This is a genomic window from Sulfurimonas sp. C5 (assembly GCF_029872055.1).
Lineage (GTDB): Bacteria > Campylobacterota > Campylobacteria > Campylobacterales > Sulfurimonadaceae > Sulfurimonas.
On the sequence record NZ_JARXNQ010000010.1, the window covers coordinates 1 to 17,388 of the forward strand.

19 protein-coding genes, 1 rRNA gene and 1 pseudogene are annotated in these 17,388 nt (G+C 32.1%); 13 read left to right on the forward strand and 8 right to left on the reverse strand.

Features of this window, described 5'->3' with window-relative positions:
* The 6 genes from rrf to ccoS all read left to right on the forward strand — a co-directional run.
* Positions 1-114, forward strand: a 5S ribosomal RNA gene (gene rrf, locus P6N22_RS10260); the annotation flags it as partial.
* A gap of 157 nt (positions 115-271) precedes the next feature.
* Complete coding sequence (locus P6N22_RS10265; protein WP_280332673.1) at positions 272-874, forward strand: D-sedoheptulose 7-phosphate isomerase; 603 nt, start codon at positions 272-274, stop codon at positions 872-874.
* Complete coding sequence (gene gmhB, locus P6N22_RS10270; protein WP_280332675.1) at positions 867-1,388, forward strand: D-glycero-beta-D-manno-heptose 1,7-bisphosphate 7-phosphatase; 522 nt, start codon at positions 867-869, stop codon at positions 1,386-1,388. The genes P6N22_RS10265 and gmhB overlap by 8 nt, the downstream gene beginning before the upstream one ends.
* Positions 1,375-1,860 carry an asparaginase domain-containing protein gene (locus tag P6N22_RS10275; protein ID WP_280332678.1) on the forward strand — a complete coding sequence of 162 codons (486 nt, stop codon included), beginning with the start codon at positions 1,375-1,377 and terminating at the stop codon, positions 1,858-1,860. Before gmhB ends, P6N22_RS10275 begins: the two co-directional genes overlap by 14 nt.
* The gene (locus P6N22_RS10280) at positions 1,850-4,237 is read left to right on the forward strand and encodes a heavy metal translocating P-type ATPase (RefSeq protein WP_280332680.1); all 2,388 of its coding nucleotides are present in this window, start codon (positions 1,850-1,852) and stop codon (positions 4,235-4,237) included. Before P6N22_RS10275 ends, P6N22_RS10280 begins: the two co-directional genes overlap by 11 nt.
* A gap of 9 nt (positions 4,238-4,246) precedes the next feature.
* The gene (gene ccoS / locus P6N22_RS10285) at positions 4,247-4,465 is read left to right on the forward strand and encodes a cbb3-type cytochrome oxidase assembly protein CcoS (protein ID WP_280332682.1); all 219 of its coding nucleotides are present in this window, start codon (positions 4,247-4,249) and stop codon (positions 4,463-4,465) included.
* 38 nt (positions 4,466-4,503) lie between these two features.
* Here ccoS and P6N22_RS10290 read toward each other — a convergent pair whose 3' ends face one another.
* Complete coding sequence (locus tag P6N22_RS10290) at positions 4,504-4,791, reverse strand: cytochrome C (protein ID WP_280332684.1); 288 nt, start codon at positions 4,789-4,791, stop codon at positions 4,504-4,506.
* 114 nt (positions 4,792-4,905) lie between these two features.
* On the opposite strand from P6N22_RS10290, the gene rfaD reads away from it, so the two are divergent.
* Genes rfaD through P6N22_RS10305 form a run of 3 tightly spaced genes read left to right on the forward strand, consistent with a single transcriptional unit; the run spans position 4,906 to position 7,913 of the window.
* Positions 4,906-5,913 (forward strand): ADP-glyceromanno-heptose 6-epimerase, encoded by a 1,008-nt coding sequence (rfaD, locus tag P6N22_RS10295; protein WP_280332686.1) that lies wholly within the window; start codon positions 4,906-4,908, stop codon positions 5,911-5,913.
* Positions 5,914-7,320, forward strand: a complete 1,407-nt coding sequence (rfaE1, locus tag P6N22_RS10300) for a D-glycero-beta-D-manno-heptose-7-phosphate kinase (RefSeq protein WP_280332688.1) — start codon at positions 5,914-5,916, stop codon at positions 7,318-7,320.
* The gene (locus P6N22_RS10305) at positions 7,314-7,913 is read left to right on the forward strand and encodes a YfaZ family outer membrane protein (protein WP_280332690.1); all 600 of its coding nucleotides are present in this window, start codon (positions 7,314-7,316) and stop codon (positions 7,911-7,913) included. The genes rfaE1 and P6N22_RS10305 overlap by 7 nt, the downstream gene beginning before the upstream one ends.
* Here P6N22_RS10305 and waaF read toward each other — a convergent pair.
* A complete protein-coding gene (waaF, locus tag P6N22_RS10310; protein ID WP_280332691.1) occupies positions 7,902-8,876 on the reverse strand; it encodes a lipopolysaccharide heptosyltransferase II in 975 nt (324 codons plus the stop codon). The genes P6N22_RS10305 and waaF overlap by 12 nt on opposite strands.
* On the reverse strand, positions 8,873-10,153 hold the full coding sequence (locus P6N22_RS10315) for a glycosyl hydrolase (protein ID WP_280332693.1): 1,281 nt from the start codon (positions 10,151-10,153) through the stop codon (positions 8,873-8,875). The genes waaF and P6N22_RS10315 overlap by 4 nt, the downstream gene beginning before the upstream one ends.
* Positions 10,154-10,211: 58 nt before the next feature.
* Here P6N22_RS10315 and P6N22_RS10320 point away from each other — a divergent pair, with 58 nt between their 5' ends.
* Positions 10,212-11,177 (forward strand): glycosyltransferase family 9 protein, encoded by a 966-nt coding sequence (locus P6N22_RS10320; protein WP_280332695.1) that lies wholly within the window; start codon positions 10,212-10,214, stop codon positions 11,175-11,177.
* On the opposite strand, the gene P6N22_RS10325 is transcribed toward P6N22_RS10320, so the two are convergent.
* Complete coding sequence (locus tag P6N22_RS10325) at positions 11,163-11,921, reverse strand: glycosyltransferase family 2 protein (protein WP_280332697.1); 759 nt, start codon at positions 11,919-11,921, stop codon at positions 11,163-11,165. The genes P6N22_RS10320 and P6N22_RS10325 overlap by 15 nt on opposite strands.
* The gene (locus P6N22_RS10330; protein ID WP_280332699.1) at positions 11,911-12,657 is read right to left on the reverse strand and encodes a lipopolysaccharide kinase InaA family protein; all 747 of its coding nucleotides are present in this window, start codon (positions 12,655-12,657) and stop codon (positions 11,911-11,913) included. The genes P6N22_RS10325 and P6N22_RS10330 overlap by 11 nt, the downstream gene beginning before the upstream one ends.
* Before the next feature lie 101 nt (positions 12,658-12,758).
* On the opposite strand from P6N22_RS10330, the gene P6N22_RS10335 reads away from it, so the two are divergent.
* The 3 genes from P6N22_RS10335 to P6N22_RS10345 are packed head-to-tail and all read left to right on the forward strand — an operon-like array spanning position 12,759 to position 15,303.
* Positions 12,759-13,412 (forward strand): DUF1919 domain-containing protein, encoded by a 654-nt coding sequence (locus P6N22_RS10335; protein ID WP_280332701.1) that lies wholly within the window; start codon positions 12,759-12,761, stop codon positions 13,410-13,412.
* A complete protein-coding gene (locus P6N22_RS10340; RefSeq protein ID WP_280332703.1) occupies positions 13,413-14,486 on the forward strand; it encodes a glycosyltransferase family 4 protein in 1,074 nt (357 codons plus the stop codon). It begins immediately after the preceding gene.
* The gene (locus P6N22_RS10345; RefSeq protein WP_280332705.1) at positions 14,476-15,303 is read left to right on the forward strand and encodes a glycosyltransferase; all 828 of its coding nucleotides are present in this window, start codon (positions 14,476-14,478) and stop codon (positions 15,301-15,303) included. Before P6N22_RS10340 ends, P6N22_RS10345 begins: the two co-directional genes overlap by 11 nt.
* Here the strand turns inward: P6N22_RS10345 and P6N22_RS10350 are convergent.
* From P6N22_RS10350 to P6N22_RS10360, 3 genes and pseudogenes are all read right to left on the reverse strand, one after another.
* Positions 15,300-16,208, reverse strand: coding sequence for a glycosyltransferase family 2 protein (locus tag P6N22_RS10350; RefSeq protein WP_280332707.1), 909 nt, complete (start codon positions 16,206-16,208; stop codon positions 15,300-15,302). The genes P6N22_RS10345 and P6N22_RS10350 overlap by 4 nt on opposite strands.
* Complete coding sequence (locus P6N22_RS10355; RefSeq protein WP_280332708.1) at positions 16,205-17,158, reverse strand: glycosyltransferase family 2 protein; 954 nt, start codon at positions 17,156-17,158, stop codon at positions 16,205-16,207. The genes P6N22_RS10350 and P6N22_RS10355 overlap by 4 nt, the downstream gene beginning before the upstream one ends.
* A gap of 11 nt (positions 17,159-17,169) precedes the next feature.
* Positions 17,170-17,388 (reverse strand): annotated as a pseudogene (locus P6N22_RS10360) (MBOAT family protein); the annotation flags it as partial.

Genomic DNA, 17,388 nt, shown 5'->3' on the forward strand with positions numbered 1-17,388 from the left:
AGGTGGCTATAGAGAGAGGGAAACGCCTGGCCCCATTCCGAACCCAGAAGCTAAGCCTCTCATCGCTGATAATACTGCTCTTTGCAAGAGTGGAAACGTAGGTCGCTGCCTAGTTCGATCAGATTACCTTTTCTTACTTTACTTAATCAAATTTTCTTTTTACTTTATTTAATTTCTGGATTTTTTATTTATTAGTTTACTTTTCTCCTATATAGCTATTTCATTAGAGTAAATATGTTATTATTATATACTTATATTTATGGATGAAATTATGAAAGAATATATAAAAGATCAGATAAAAAAATCTTACGAAACAAAACAAGCAATCTATGAAAATGAAGAGTTGCTTGACGCTATTGAAACATTGGCAAAAAAATGTGTTGAGATATATCAAACTAATAAAAAAACTATTTTAGCAGGTAATGGTGGAAGTGCAGCGGATGCACAACATATTGCTGCAGAATTAGTGGGTAGATATGGTTTTGACAGAGCTTCTATACCTTCACTTGCACTTACAACTGATACATCAAATTTAACTGCTATCGGGAATGATTATGGTTATGAGTATATCTTTTCTCGTCAATTAGAGGGTATGGGGCAAGAAGGTGATATTTTCATTGGTATATCTACATCTGGTAATTCTCAAAATTTAATTAATGCTTTTGAGTCTGCTATGAAAAAGAAGATCTTTACAGTAGCACTTGTTGGTAAAGATGGTGGTCATATGGCAAAAATGGCAGATCTTGCTATTGTTGTTCCATCTGATTCTACACCGCGTATTCAAGAGTCTCATATCTTAATAGGTCATATTTTATGTGATATTATAGAACAAGAGATCTTTGGTGACGGGATTATGACTAATAGAGATGCATAAAGCTCTATTTTTAGACCGCGACGGTGTAATCAATGTTGAAAAGAATTATCTTCACAAAATTGAAGATGTAGAGTTTATTGAAGGTATTTTTGATCTTTGTAAACATTTTCAACATAAAAACTATCAGATCATTGTAGTGACAAACCAATCAGGCATTGCCAGAGGTTACTATAATGAAAAAGATTTTGAAATACTATCGAAATGGATGATTCAAGAGTTTAAGAATCACGGTATAGAAGTTGCAGAGATATACTTTTGTCCCCATCATCCAAAAATATCAGGTGCATGTGAATGTCGTAAACCTGAACCAGGAATGATATTACAAGCTGCTGCAGAGTATGAGATAGACTTGAAAAACTCTATCATTATTGGGGATAAAGAAAGAGATATTGAAGCAGGTATGAATGCCGGTTTAACTACAACATATTTGTTTGATGAGTCTCAAGAAGTACAACATTCTAAAGCTACAAAAATTGTATCAACTTTACAGGAGATTATAGATGCTAATCCTTAATAGTGGCGGTACATTTAATAAACGTTATAACGATATAACAGGTCAGTTAGAAGTACCATATGATAATTTGGCAATTGATGAGATTTTAGCAGCTTCAAAAGTTAGTTTTTTAATGGCTGGTGTTGTTTATAAAGACTCTTTGGATATGGATATTGAAGATCGTAAAAGAATAGCACAAATAATATCTCAAAGTGAAGAAGCGGAATTTGTAATCGTTCATGGTACTGACACAATGGATGTAACAGCAGAATTCTTGGATCAAATATTTGATGATAGAGTGATAGTACTTACTGGTGCTATGAAGCCGTTTAGTATTGAAAAAGCAGAAGCGAGTTTTAATTTAGGAATGGCAATAGGTTTTGCAGAACATCAAGAAATAGCAGGTGTATATATCTGTATGAACGGAAAAATCGCACCATGGAATAAGATGAAAAAAAATAGAGCGTTAGGGAAGTTTGAAATTGTCAGATAAAGTTGTATGTGATCATTGCCATTTAGAGTTCAGCAAAAATGTAATGATTGAAGATAACGGACATTATTTTTGTTGTAACGGATGCCAAGGAGTATACCATCTTTTAAGTGATCAGGGGCTTGATAGTTTTTACGATAAAGCAAAGAATGTGAAACTTGCACCTCCTACTGAGCAATATGAAGATTCTTCAAATTTTGATGCCCCTGCCTTTTATGAAAAGTTTGTTAAAACAAATAGCGATGGATTTTCTGAAGTATCATTGATAATTGAGGGAATCCATTGTTCTGCTTGTGTATGGTTAAATGAAAAAGCACTTCATAAAATGGATGGAGTGGTTGAAGCAAATATTAATTTTACTAACAACAAAGCGCATATAGTTTGGGCAGATGAAGTTGTAAAACTTTCTCAAATTATCGATATGATCCGAGCAATCGGTTATAACGCTTTTCCTTATGATGCATCTCTTCAAGAAGCACATGCAAATAAAGTAAGAAAAGACTATTATCTTCGCATGGCAGTTGCAATTTTTGCAGCAATGAATGTTATGTGGATTGCAGTTGCTCAGTATGCAGGATATTTTACCGGTATCACCCAAGAGATGAAAACAATTCTTAATATTGCAGAGGGGGTACTTGCTACACCTGTACTTTTTTATAGTGGATGGGTCTTTTTTAGAGGTGCTTATTACGGATTACGTAACAAAGTGGTCAATATGGACCTTTTAGTAGCTACCGGAGCATCTACAACTTATATTTACTCTGTCTATATAACTATAATGGAGCGGGGAGAAGCTTACTTTGACTCTGTTAGTATGATTATCACTTTTGTTCTGATCGGGAAATTCTTAGAAGTTTTAAGCAAAAAAAGTGCTGCTGACACCTTAGATGTGATAGGAAAACATCTTCCTAGCGAAATTAAAACACTCCAAAATGGAAAGATCTCATCTGTAAAGCTTGATGATGTCAATATTGGTGATACTGTAGTTGTTAGTTCAGGTGAGAGAGTTTTAATAGATGGAGAGATCCTCAAAGGGGAAGGTTCATTTGATGAATCAAACTTAACAGGAGAGAGTGAACCAATATATAAAAAACTTGGGGATAAGGTTATTAGTGGAACAGTGAGTATCGATGCGGATATTCAATATAAGGCCACAAAAGATTTTGAACATTCTACTTTATCAAATTTAGTGACACTTTTAGAGAGTGCTATAAATAAAAAACCAAAAATTGAACAATTGGCAAATAAACTTTCAGAACACTTTTCTACAACAATTTTAATATTATCTTTTATGACATTTTTAGCATGGTGGCTATGGCCACACTCTTTTGAAGAATCTTTAATGGTTGGTATCTCTGTAATTATTATTGCATGTCCATGTGCTTTAGGTCTGGCTACTCCTGTAGCAACTTTGGTAGGGCTTAGTTTAGGGACAAAGAAAGGGATACTCTTCAAAGAAGCTGCACAGCTAGAGACGATGGCAAAAGCAGATGTATTAGTTGTGGATAAAACGGGAACTATAACACATGGAAAACCGGAAGTTGTACAAGAAAATATGATTGAAGAGTTTGATAAAACTATTTTATATTCACTGGTAAAATCTTCAAAACACCCAGTAGCACAAGGTGTAAAGCGTTTTATATATACAGATGAAGAGGTACTATTTGATGAGTATATGCAAGTACCTGCTAAAGGGATAGTTGCACGTTATAATGGTTTATTGATCTTAGGTGGTAATTATCAGTTGATGCAGGATAATGAAATTAACAGTGACTTTACAAGTGATAAGACACTTTTTTATTTTGCGATTGATAAAAAAATAGTTGCAATCTATGAGCTTGAAGATACAGTAAAAGAAGGTGCCAAAGAGTTAATTGAAGACTTGTTTGCAAAAGGGATAGAAACAATTATGCTTACAGGTGATCATAAAAAGTCTGCTTTACATGTAAGCAAACAAGTTGGGATTACACAAATTAAATATGAGTTAACACCGCAGGATAAACTGGCTTATATAGAACAGCTGCATCACGAGGGCAAAGTAGTTGTTATGGTAGGTGATGGAATTAATGATGTATTAGCACTCGCAAAAGCCGATATAGGGATAGTAATGGGAAGTGGAAGTGATATTGCTATCGACGTAGGAGATGTCGTATTAATGAATAACTCTCTTAAGTCATTACTAGATGCATTTAAAATTGCAAAAACTACTTTTGCTCTTATCAAACAAAACTTTGCCATCTCTTTAATATATAATGGTATAACTATACCATTAGCAATGGCAGGATTGATTATACCGTTAGTTGCGGCTATATCTATGAGCTTCAGTTCTTTACTTGTAGTAGGAAACTCTATGCGTATTAAAGTTAAATGGAATAATTGAGGATAGAATATGGATAATTGGGTTGTAGCTATGATGCTTGGTGCTTCACTTATACTTGGTGGGCTTGCATTACTTGCATTTTTATGGGGACTAAAAAACGGTCAATTTGATGATGAAGAAAAATTTCTTAATGCTGTTAAATTTGATAATGAAGAAGATTTAAACGATGCCATTAATCAAGAAAGAAAAAAAGAAGAATTAAAAAAGAAAGTTTATAAACCAGAATAAAATGAGCTACCTTTTTGGTAGCTCGAAAAAAAGTAAAATTATTTACCGATTGTTTGTGCGAAAGCTTCTAAATCAGCATCAGAATATTTAGCTACTTGACCTTTCATAACACCTTTCATTGGTCCACCGAAAGTACCAGCTTTGTAACCTTTAAGAGCAGTAGCGATTTCTGCATGAGTCATCTCAGCAACAACTTTAGATTTACCCATAGCGTGTTTTTCAAAGTTAGCACCGTGACAAGCTACACAAGCTTTTCCGTTAACACCAGCCATAGCAACAGTTGATAATGCAGCAGCCGCTACTGAAGCGATTACGAATTTTTTCATTTTATTTCCTTAATTTAATGTTTCGCGTATATTATAATACTTAGAGTCTTAAATACTTGTTAATAAAGATAAAGGTATTATTATATTTCAGAAAAGATACTTATGGATGTGAAAATGAGATACATTGAAAATGATTTAAAAGACAAGTCTATATTAATTACGGGAGGGGCAGGTTTTATTGGAAGTAACTTGGCATTTTACTTTCAAAACAACCATCCTGAGGCAAAAGTAGTAGTATTAGATAGTTTTAGAAGTGGTGAAACACTTAGCAATGGAAACTTAAAGTCTTTTGGACATTTTAAAAATTTAATTGGTTTTACTGGTGAAGTAATCAGTGGAGATATTAACGATAAAGATTTATTACATAACCTTGAAGTTAATTATAATTTTGACTATATTTTTCATGAAGCGGCAATTTCTGATACGACTGCATTAGAACAAGATTTAATGGTAAAAACGAATGTTAATGCATTTAAAGATCTTCTTGATCTTGCTGTTGCACACGACGCTAATATGGTCTATGCATCTTCAGCGGCAACATATGGTGGCAGTGATACATTTAAAGTCGGACATGAAGCACCAAATAACGTATATGGTTTTTCAAAAGTAATGATGGACAATATCGCTTATGACTATATGAAAACTAGCAGCATCTCAATTGTAGGTCTGAGATATTTCAATGTGTACGGTGCAAGAGAGTATTTTAAAAATACTACGGCTTCAATGGTTTTACAATTCGGTCATCAGCTTTTAGCAGGAAAAAATCCTCGCTTGTTTGAAGGCAGCGATAAAATTTTAAGAGATTTTATTTATATCGAAGATATTATTCAGGCAAATATCAAAGCGATGGCTCCGAAAAAAAGCGGTGTGTACAATGTTGGGACAGGAAAAGCGAGAAGTTTCCAAGATATCGTAGATATACTGCAACGTGAATTAGGTACAAGTTTACCTTGCGAATATATGCCTAATCCTTATGTGGGATCATACCAGTTTTTTACGCAGGCAGATATAGAAGATACGAAAGAATTTTTAGGATATGTACCTGCTTATGAGATGGAAGATGGTATTAAAGCTTATATTGCAGAGATCAAAAGAATTTATGAAACAGAAGTGAAAAAATAGATGAAGATACTTGTTGTTGGTGATTTAATGATCGACCACTATCTGTGGGGTTCATGTGAAAGAATTTCTCCTGAAGCACCTGTTCAGGTTGTAGATATTGCAAAAGAAACAGCAGTTCTTGGTGGTGCTGGAAATGTTATTAACAATCTAAAATCTTTAGGTTCTGAAGTAAGTGTTGCTAGTGTAATCGGTGATGATGAGAATGGAATTGAGCTTACACAGATGCTTCAAGAGATTGATGTTGATACGTCTAATTTAGTAATTCAACATGGACGACATACATCAAAAAAGTCTCGTATAATTGCAGTAAGTCAGCAAATTCTTCGTTATGATAAAGAGTCTAAAGATGATATTATAGCTTCTTCACAAAAGGCTATTATAAACTCTTTAGAAGATAATATAGAAAGTTTTGATGCTATTATTTTATCTGATTACGGAAAAGGCGTATTAACTGAAGAGTTATGTCAAGATGTGATCAAGTTAGCTAAAAAAGCGAATAAAAAAGTACTGGTTGATCCAAAAGGAAAAGACTTTTCGAAATACAAAGGTGCATATCTTTTAACACCGAATAAAAAAGAAGCACAGATCGCAACTGAGATCAATATTGTTGATGAAAACTCTTTGACAAATGCTCTTCTAAAACTAAAACAAGAGTGTGACCTTGATGTCTCAATGATAACGTTAAGTGAAGACGGGATAGCAACATATGATGAAAAACTGCATATCTCTCCAACTGTAGCGAAAGAGGTATTTGATGTTACTGGTGCAGGTGATACTGTAATTGCATCTATGGCATATGCACTAAGTCTTGGTAAGTCAATTGATGAGTGTGCAGCATTTGCAAATCTTGCAGCAGGTGTAGTAGTTGGTAAGATCGGAAGTGCTACAGTAACTGTAGACGAGATTAAAGAGTACGAAGCAAGTTTACATAAATCTACGTCTGACGCGCATATTAAAAGTTTTGAGGAAGTACAACGTCTCGTTGAAAGATACAAAGCAAATGGGAAAAAAGTTGTTTTTACAAACGGGTGTTTTGATATCTTACATGTTGGACATGTAAAATATCTTCAAGTTGCAAAAAGTTTTGGAGACATTTTAATAGTCGGTCTAAATTCAGATGAATCTGTTTCACGTCTCAAAGGACCTACTCGTCCTGTAAATATAGCAGAAGATAGAGCATATCTTTTAGCTGCGCTTGAGGCAGTTGATTTTGTTGTCCCTTTTGAAGATGATACTCCTTATGAACTGATTAAGATGGTTAAACCTGATATATTGGTTAAAGGTGGAGACTATGAAGGTAAAGCTGTTGTCGGAACAGAATTTGCTGGTGAATTGAAACTAGTTGATTTTGTTGATGGTAAAAGTACAACAAAAACAATAGAAAAAATTCAAGGACAGACATGTTAAAAAAACTAATAATGTTAAGTGCATGTACAGCTTCTGCATTTGCACTTCATACAGCAGAAATCAATATTAACAATAAAGACCTAGAAGTTGGTGCTTTATTTGATATGGGGCAATTTAACGATACTGTTGAACCAAATACAATATTTGTAGGTGGTAAGTTTTTAAATGCTGATTCTGAACATTCAGAATACACAAATGCTAAGATAGATCCATTATTAGAAGCAAATGTATTGATGATGAAAGAAGTAGGTAATAGTAATTTTAAAATTGGTATCGGTGCAAAATTAAATTATACACAGTATGGTTCACTGGATTTTGTTTCTATTCCGTTAGGTGTTGAAGGAACATATACAATTGCAACTCAAGAATTCATTCCAATGCATTTAAATGCTGCAGTGTATTATGCGCCTCAAGTACTTACTTTTAAAGATGCAAAAAACTATTTAGAAACGAGAGTGAGTTTCGATCTTGAAGTTATTCAAAATGGTAATATTACAGTTGGATATAGAAAAATAGAAACTAATTATGATGTAATGTACGGTGATTTCAGATATAACCGTTCAGCATATTTAGGATTTAAATTAAAGTTCTAATGACTTAACAGCTTCAATCACTTCTGAAGCTGTTATACTCTTCATACAATCATGATGTCCAAGCGGACATTCTCTTTTCATACACGGACTACAATCCATCTCATGACGTACGATAATACTTTTCTCATTTTTCCATTGCGATGTCTCTTTGTATTTTGTTGGACCAAAAATAGCAACAGTTGGAACCTGGTAAGCCGCTGCTACATGCATAGGACCACTGTCGTTAGTAATAAATAATGAACATCCAGCTATATTCGCACATAACTCTTCGATTGTCGTTTTGCCGGCAATATTTTTGTAGTTGCTGATTCCTAAAGAGAGAAGGCTATTTTCGATCTCTTTTGCCATTTCAATTTCATTAGGTCCACCGAAAATTAAAATATCGTATTGCTCTTTATAGAATGCTGCTACTTCTGCAAAGCGTTCAGGATACCATCTTTTAGCACTTCCATAAGTAGCACCTGCATTTATTCCTAAAGTGGGTTTCTCAAATGTGTTTGCTTGTATATATAGTTTTAACGGGGAAATCTCTTCGTCAAAATGATCTACATTTATCATTGCTAATTCAGCATATTGTTGTACCAAATGTTTATTTGTTTTAATTTTTGGCGTATGGGAGAGTAGAAGTTGTGAATGCCATGATCTTTTTGCAAGGGTGAGAACAGTGTCTGTAAAACGTAAAAGTGTCGATGAGTGGATCTGGTTTCTAAAAGTGATTGCCAAGTCAAAACGACCCAGCTGTTTTGCAAGCTTATAAGTGGCAGCTAAACGCGAAGATGATTTTTTTGTTTCATCTACAATTGCTTGTTCGCAAAGCGGGTGATGTTTTAAAGCTTCAATTGAGACATAACTTCCGATAAATGTAAAACGCACATTTTTATAATATTTTGCTAACAGTTCAATAGCAGGAGTAGCCATGACGGCATCACCGAGCCAATTTGGAAGTACTACTAATATTCTCATAAACAATTTACCTTTTTCCCAACTTCTTGCGTAATAAATATATACAGTGGTGAAGCACCAATCTTTAGTGTTTCATCGTTGATGCTCTTTCCATTTTTATCGTATACATTAAAATAGTCTTCATTTCTAAGGATTGTATCTTTAAGTGACCAATGAATTTGTAAAAGTTGCTCATCAACCAAAAATTGTAAGATATAGTAAGATCGTTTAATATCCAGTCTTAAAAATTGGGCATTTTTAAGTGTTTTAACCATAAACTTATATGTCTCGAAAGCTTCTCTTTTTTGAAGTCCGTCACGGTTGTCGATTAGTCCATATCCTGGAGCAATAAGTTGATGCCAAGAAACATAATCTACCTGTTGAGAAGCAAATGCCAAAAGATAGTAACGTAGCATGTAGTTTGCATAAGTCGCTTCATCTACACATTCGGTTTCACTTGTTGGGGCATAGGGAGCAGTTCCCTTTATCGGCCAGTTTGTTTCTGTAATATAGAGCTTGTGATCTGACTTTGGAGAAAGTGTGATCATACTCCCTAAAATGGCAATCTTATCAGAAAGCATAAAGCCTAACTGCAGGTTTTCTGGTGCACCGCGACGATCGACATATAGCAGTGAAGAGACACCGTCATATTTGTAAGGTGTAAAATTAAAGAGTGTATGCACAGTGTAATGGTATTCAAAATCTATTACACCGCTTCCGATAAGTTTAATATCTGGAAATTGTTCTTGCTTTAGTTTATAGGCTATAGTAAAAAATCTGTTGTATTCATCAACCGAGAAAAAGCCCCATTTTGCTCTATTGATAGTTGTCCCTATCTCAAAAATATCGACTAAGTCGTGCAGTTCTGAAAATATATACATGAGATCTTTTTCTAAAAGTTCCAAGTCTTCGATATGTTCTCTGTCTTGAAGTATTTTGAGTGTTATCTGACGACCTTTATTGGCTTCTAAAAATATTTTTAATTCACTAAGGGTCTCAAGTTCCCAAAGTTTGATACGAACTAAAATACTTTCAACATCTAATTCATCAAGAAGCTCAAGTGTTTTTTCACTTTCTCTTTGATAATCAACACCAAGAGTAAAAAAATTTTTTGAATCTATCTCTTTTCTTTTTACAAACGGCATTGCAATAATTGATATAGGTAAAATAATGAGAGCTGTAAAAAGAGTTTTTAACAAAGAGAAAAACTCTTTTTTTCTCATCTTTTTTTTAAAGTTTTTATCGGTAAGTATTGCTGCTTGATCGGAATAATTATCCCACTTAAAAGGTTCTTTCATAAGTGGGATTATATCTTTTTTAAGATAATATAGCATTAAATTAATATGGTTTGCGCAAATGAATATTTTAGTAGTAAGAAACGATAAACTCGGTGACTTTATAACGGCACTTCCCGCAATTTACGTCTTAAAAAATTATGATCGAAAAAACAGGGTTGTAGTTTTAGTAGCTCCTTTAAATAAAGCACTTGCGGAGAGTTGTGATTTTATCGATGAGGTGATTGTAGATGAGAATGATAGTTCTGTTTTTACACTTGCTTCAAAAATAAAAGCAGCTAATATAGACGCTTCAATCACACTTTTTTCAAATACTCGCGTAGCTCTTGCCCAGTTTTTAGCAGGTATAAAAACAAGAATTGCACCAGCAACTAAAATAGCACAGATCTTTTATAATAAAAGAGTAGTACAAAGACGCAGTGAAGTAAAGATGTCAGAGTTTGAATATAATCTGCAACTTACACGTACTCTTTTTTCAGATATCTCACTAGAGTATCCAAAACCACTTTTGCAATTTACAGATGCAAAAGAAGTCTATGCCAAATTTTGTGAAGATAATAACATTAAAAAAGAAGTAGTGGCATTTCATGTCGGTTTTGGCGGTTCTTCAGATGCAAACTGGAATTTGGATGAATATGAGATTCTTATTCGTGAAGTATTACAACAAAACAGATATCAAGTTGTACTCACGTTCGGTCCTGATGAAACAGACTTGTATAAGGAGATGCAAAAAAGGTTTGAAGTGAAAAATATTGTCTTCTATCTATCAACAGATGGATTAATAACTTTTGCAAAACTCATCAGCAATTTTAAACTTTTTGTATCCACTTCGACAGGAACATATCACGTAGCTAGTTTGGTTGGAACTGCAACGATGACATTCTTTGGAGATTCTCTTTTTGCAAGTGCTAAACGTTGGAAAAGTGTAGGAGATACAGAACTTCAAAGACACTACATGCTGCCTGTCAATGAGCAAAAGCGTCAAGAAATTTTTGAAGAGGTGAAAAAAGAGCTAGTCTCTTTTTAGCTCTTTGTTTAATTCATAAAGTTTGATGTACTTATAAAAGTTTGTTGCCATATGTGAAAAAGCAATAATAAGTCCTGCATAACCATCTAAAAAGCCTCGTTTTAAAATATATGTTTTAAAAAATGAAAAATTTCCATTTAAAAAGGCTTTTAATGGAGAGGATGATTTTTTCCCAACATTATCTTGAGCATAGATAGTCGAATATTTGTCAAGCTTAACTATAAAATCTGAAATTGTAGTATATGGATAATGTTTTACCATTCCTTGAATTGATAATACATGCAAATTGTCAGAAATGATTTTTTCGTGTACTTTTTTATCAGTAAATTTTGTTTTATTTTTGTTGAAAAGTCTAATAATTATATCATTTCCCCAGCAATGTTTTATCTGGCTTTGTTTATAGTAGTTAGTCCGTAAAATAGTATAAACACTGTTTTCATCAAGAGTTATATCAGAAAGAGCTTTGATAAATTCGGGAGATAAGACTTCATCCGTATCAAGTGACAAAACCCAATCATTAGTAGCATATGACACAGCAAGATTTTTACTTGGACCAAATCCAAGAAATTCACCTGAAAAAAGTTTTACATTGGGATAAGAACTTGCTATTTGTTTTGTATTGTCTATGGAGTTGTTTTCATAGATAATTACTTCTTCAAAATCTTTTAGACTATCTAAACATAACGAGAGAGTTTTTTCAGCATTACTGGCAATTAGAGCAACGGAAATATTTTTAATCAACAACAGGTTTTCCTTTAAGTCTTTTCTTCATATTTTTAAAGTTTTTAAGCTTTTGTGAGAAGTATAAAGCTTTTTCAATACTGTCTTGGACATTGAGGTCTGAAATATTTGCATACTCTTGAATCATAATAGTAAGGTCATCATCTTTTGCCCATAGTTTGTCGAAATTTTGTAGACACTCTTTTATAGATAACGGATGAAATTCCATTCTATTGATGTCAACTACTTTGAAAGTATAATCGTTATTCTCTTTTTTAATTAAAATATTTCCCGGAGAATAGTCTTTATGCAAAATCTGATGTTGATGAAGTTGATAAGTAAAACGGGCAAAAGCACGAAAAATATTCTCTCTATCTGAAAAGTTTTTGTCAAGAAGAGGTTCTCGAATAGTAAAATCATAATCAAACTTTTCACTTATAAAGTAGCTTTCATTTAAAAGAAAATTTTCGTAAAATTCTATATAGCCGATAGGTTTTGGCGTAAAATCACCAATTTTAAGAGAATATTCGTAAGATTTTTTTGCTTTAGAATCACGGAAAAATGTATAGGCAATTTTATTTATGATGTTTGGAACTTTAAAAGACTTTACAACAGTATCAAGATCTTTAAAAGGAATGATCTTAAGCTCATTTCTGGCCTTATGAATATAATTGTTTTTTGTATTGAAATATTCTTTTATATTTAGCAGAAAATCTTTAAAGTTATTAAAATCTTTATTTATATCATATTTGTAATTCATTAGTACCTATTAAATAGTTGTTTTATATCTTTTTTGTTAGAATAATAGACTAAAAGTATTATAACGAAAATAACTTATATAACGGAAATAATGGTCACTGTATGCGCATAGAATTTGGTCGAAAAATAGAAAAATTTGTTAAAAGTAAATTTTATCGTCTTTTTATCAATAAAGATGATTTTACAATTATTGCCAATAACTGTTGGGGAACGTTTATTTATAAAAAATTCGGTATCTCCTATAAGACACCATTTGTAAATTTAATGTTATTTGCACCGGATTACATCAATTTTTTAGAAAATTTTTCATTTGATGTTTTGGAAAAACTCGAGTTTATTGATCAAAAAGATTCAAAACATGCAGATGAACTACAAAGATTAGGAATTTTTAATGGTGACTATCCTGTAGGTTTATTGGATGGACAATATGAACTGCATTTCTTACATTATAGGTCTGAAGCAGATGCTCGTGATAAATGGTTTAGACGTTTAAAGCGTATTAATAAAAACAGAGTCATTTTTAAATTTAGTGATGGTGATAAGTTTGAAGATTCTATGGTAGAGCGTTTTGAAGCCCTTCCTTTTAAAAATAAAGTATTATTTACAGCTAAAGAATATCCTAATACCGAGTCTGTTGTTACACTACAAAAATTTAAAGGAAAATCCAGAGTTCATGATGAATGGAAAAATGCTTCAAAAGAATTTAATGTTGTTAAATTTATTAATAACATGCAAGAAAATGAGAATATTAAATAGATGAATAAAAAAATTCTTGAAGTATGTTTATCTCCAGATTTAGGTGGTTTAGAACTGTATGCATATAGTTGTTATAAAAACTTTTCGTCTAATACGGAGGTTTTTATGGCAATCTCAAAAGGTAGTAAATTAGATCAATACTTTGATGATCCGAATAAGGTTTATATAAAACGAAGTAAATTTCCTTTAGCAAGTGCATGGAGATTGGCGAAATATATAGATAAACAAACAGTTGATGTCGTGCATTTTCATTGGACAAAAGATATATTAACAGTTGTTCTTGCAAAGATTTTAAGTAAAAGAAAACCAACAGTGATACAGTCTAGGCATATGAGAATGACACGTTTTAAAAATGATCTCTATCATAGATGGCTGTATAAAAATATAGAGATGATGCACGCAGTGACAAATGAAGTACACAAACAATTGGTGAAGTTTATACCTGAAGATATTGTGCCCAAAGTTACGACAATTTATCCTGGTGTCAAAAGAAAATCTATTTTAGATATTTCAAGTTTAGAACAAATGTATAAAAGTACTGATACTTTCACTGTCGGTATTATTGGTCGTATAGAAGAAGCTAAAGGGCAGATTGTAGCTATAGAAGCTATTTCAAAATTAAAAGAGTTAAATATCCAGCTAATTATTGTTGGGGCAGCTATGGATGAAGACTATTTAGTTAGGTTAAAAAATATAGTCAAGAATTTGTCTATAGAAAATAAAGTAATCTTTACGGGCTTTACAAAAGAAGTAGATAAATATATGCAATTGTGTGACATAAGTATTATGGCTACTGAAAATGAGACTTTTGGTTTAGTAGTTATTGAATCAATGGCTAATGGAACTCCTGTGATTGCAAAAAACATGGGTGGTCCACTTGAGATCATAGAGAACAATGTTGATGGACTATTTTACGATGGTTCTCCATCTGATTTGGCATCAAAAATAAAACTTTTATACGATGACAAAAATTTATTGCAAAAACTTTGTGAAAATGGAATGAAAAAGGTAGAAAATCAATTTGATTTTGAGAACCAATTAAATAAATTGTATAAGGTTATAAATGAAAGTTAGTCTTATTATTGCAGTCTATAAAGATGTACAAGCTTTGGAACTTATTTTTAAAAGTCTTGCTTTGCAAACGTATAAAAATTTTGAAGTTATTGTTGCTGAAGACGGTGAATCATCACAAATGCAAGAGTGTGTAGAACAAGCTAGAAAAAATTATACCTATGAAATCAAGCATACAACTCAAAAAGATGAGGGAGTAAGAAAGGCTAGAAGCCAAAATAACGCAATTCTTGCCTCGTCTGGAGAATATTTGATTTTCATTGACGGTGACTGTATCTTATATTCAACTTTTATAGCTGGGCATATTAATACTGCAACTAAAGGCAGTGTACTTTCAGGTCGTCGTATTGATTTAAATGCACAGTTAAGTCAAAAAATTAGAAATGGTGAGTTGGAATCATCAGATATAGAAAAAAACTTTTTCAAAAAATATTTTTATTTAGTTTTTGATAAGTCAGTGAAATATGAACAAGGTGTATATATTAATCCGACAGGATGGATTTATCAGTTCTTTCTAAAGCATAAAAAACGTACAACTGCTATACTAGGGTGTAATTTTTCTGCTTGGAGAGAAGATGTAATCACTCTTAATGGTTTTGATGAAGGATATGGAGAATCAGCAGTATCTGATGATATGGATTGGGATTGGAGATTTCGTGCATATGGTTTAGAAATCAGATCATGTAAAAATATTGCGAACATGATGCATTTAGATCATTTGGCTCACAATAGGGGAGATGCTTCACATCAAGTTGTAAAAATGAATAAGAATAGAGAGTTAGGAAAGTATGTGTGTGAAAAAGGTTTAAACACACACTAATTTTTAATAGTTTGTTTATAGCGTAAACTCTCTTTTTTCGGGAAACCTCGTAAAGCAAAAATAAAAAGCTTTACACCATTTTTATTTTTAAAACTTCTTCTCAACAATTTAAATGTTACTAGAAACATTAAAAGATTGCCTTTTATAAGACCAAAATGTTTGAATATAAGATGTTTATATGAGATATAATATTCTTTCAATATAGCTAAGCTTTTATCTGTACTTCCACCACTGTGGTGAATAATTTTTGCAGTAGGTAGGAAATGAACTTCATTGTTATGTAACCAGATTCTTTTGGAGATGTCTTCCTCTTCACAATAGAGAAAAAAGTTAGTATCAAATCCACCAATTTCACAAAAAACAGACGCTCTAAAGAACATACAAGAACCACTGATGACTTCAACAGCTGTAGGTTTTTCAAGTGTGATCTTATTACTTGGAAATTTATTGATTTTTCGAGCAACGGTATTTCCAAAAAACTCTTTGATAAGAGAAGGAAAAATTTTATGACTTGAAGAGTAGTTGCCATTTTCATCATTCACTTGTGCAGTCGCTAGTGCAATGTTTTGATGTAAATCTAAATGCTCTTTAAGAAGTTTGGCAGCATCGTTTAAAAGTTGAGTGTCATTATTTATAAAAAAATAGTAGTTTCCAGATGCATAATTTACACCAAGCATATTTCCTGAAGCAAAACCAGAATTAATACGATTTTGTATTAATTGAATATTTTCTTGAGTAGATACAAAACTGTGAAGAGATTGATAATCTTTTATTTCAGATGCATTGTCAACTACAATGATTTCATATGAAATTGTTGTATGTTTTTGGATACTTTCAATAAGTTTAATAGTAAAGTCACTAGAGTTGTAATTAATAGTTATAAAGGATATATCAACTGTTTTCATAGAAATGGAGCAACCTTATAAAGTTTTTTTCCAATAGCGTGTTTAAAAGCTATATATAAAGAAGATTTATTTGTTATCTTAAAGAATAACTCCTTGTTTTTCAATAAAAAGAAAAAAAGAGTAAAATTAAAGTACTTAGTAGTAAATTGTAGATATAAACGTTGCAGTTCTTTTAATATCATTTGATCATTATTTGAAAGATTTTTCATCTGTAAAAGTTCATCTATTTTAGAGAGAATTAATTGAACGTTCTTTTCTTTTTTATCCGCTTTATTTGATATTTTTGAGATAGCTGAAGATTTGTCTTTTTTGATGTTGCCAAGGGTATTTGTGGAATGTTGTCTATATAAAACTAAATTTTTATCATAGTAGGTAACACCGTTTGTATTGGCTGCATTTAATGCGATCCAGGCATCAAAATATATATGTTTTGGAAAAGGAAAGATAGTAGATAATAGTTCTTTTTTGAATAGTGCAGCATGGGCAGATACTGAGTTGTCAAATAAAAAGTTTAATGGCTCTTTAGAATCTATAAAGTTGTTTTTGAGCTTTTCCTGTAGCGTTTTTTGTAATGAATTTCCATTGGAATCGATGAGTAAAGAGTTTGAATATATTAGAGAGTGTGTACCTATACTTTTGACTAAAAGTTCAATTTTATTCTCATTCCAAATATCATCTTGATCGCACAGTGCTATATACTCTCCTTTTGCTTTTTGAATTAAAGTCTCAAAATTTTTTATATATCCAAGATTTGTGTCATTGACAAACAATTGTATATTGTGATGCATTCGATAGGTTTGTATAAGATCAACAGTAGTGTCAGATGAAGCATCATCTTGGATGAGAATTTCAATATTTTGATATGTCTGATTACATAATGAATCTAGTTGTTCTTTAAGATATTGTGAACCGTTATAAGTAGCAAGGCAGATTGATACGAGTTTTTCCATATAATGTAACTTTAAAAATTGAAATATAAAAATTCAGATACTGTAGACATCATTGAAGTAGCAGTAAAAAACATTATACATAAAAAGAATACATTACGATAAGTGGGCTTAAAATTGTTGGTAAAGAAAGAGGAGTTTTTAAACCAAAGAATAAAAAAGAAAGCACCAATGATGAAATAAAGTGTTTTGTCTTTACCATTAATATGTTCAAAGACACGACCAAAGGATAC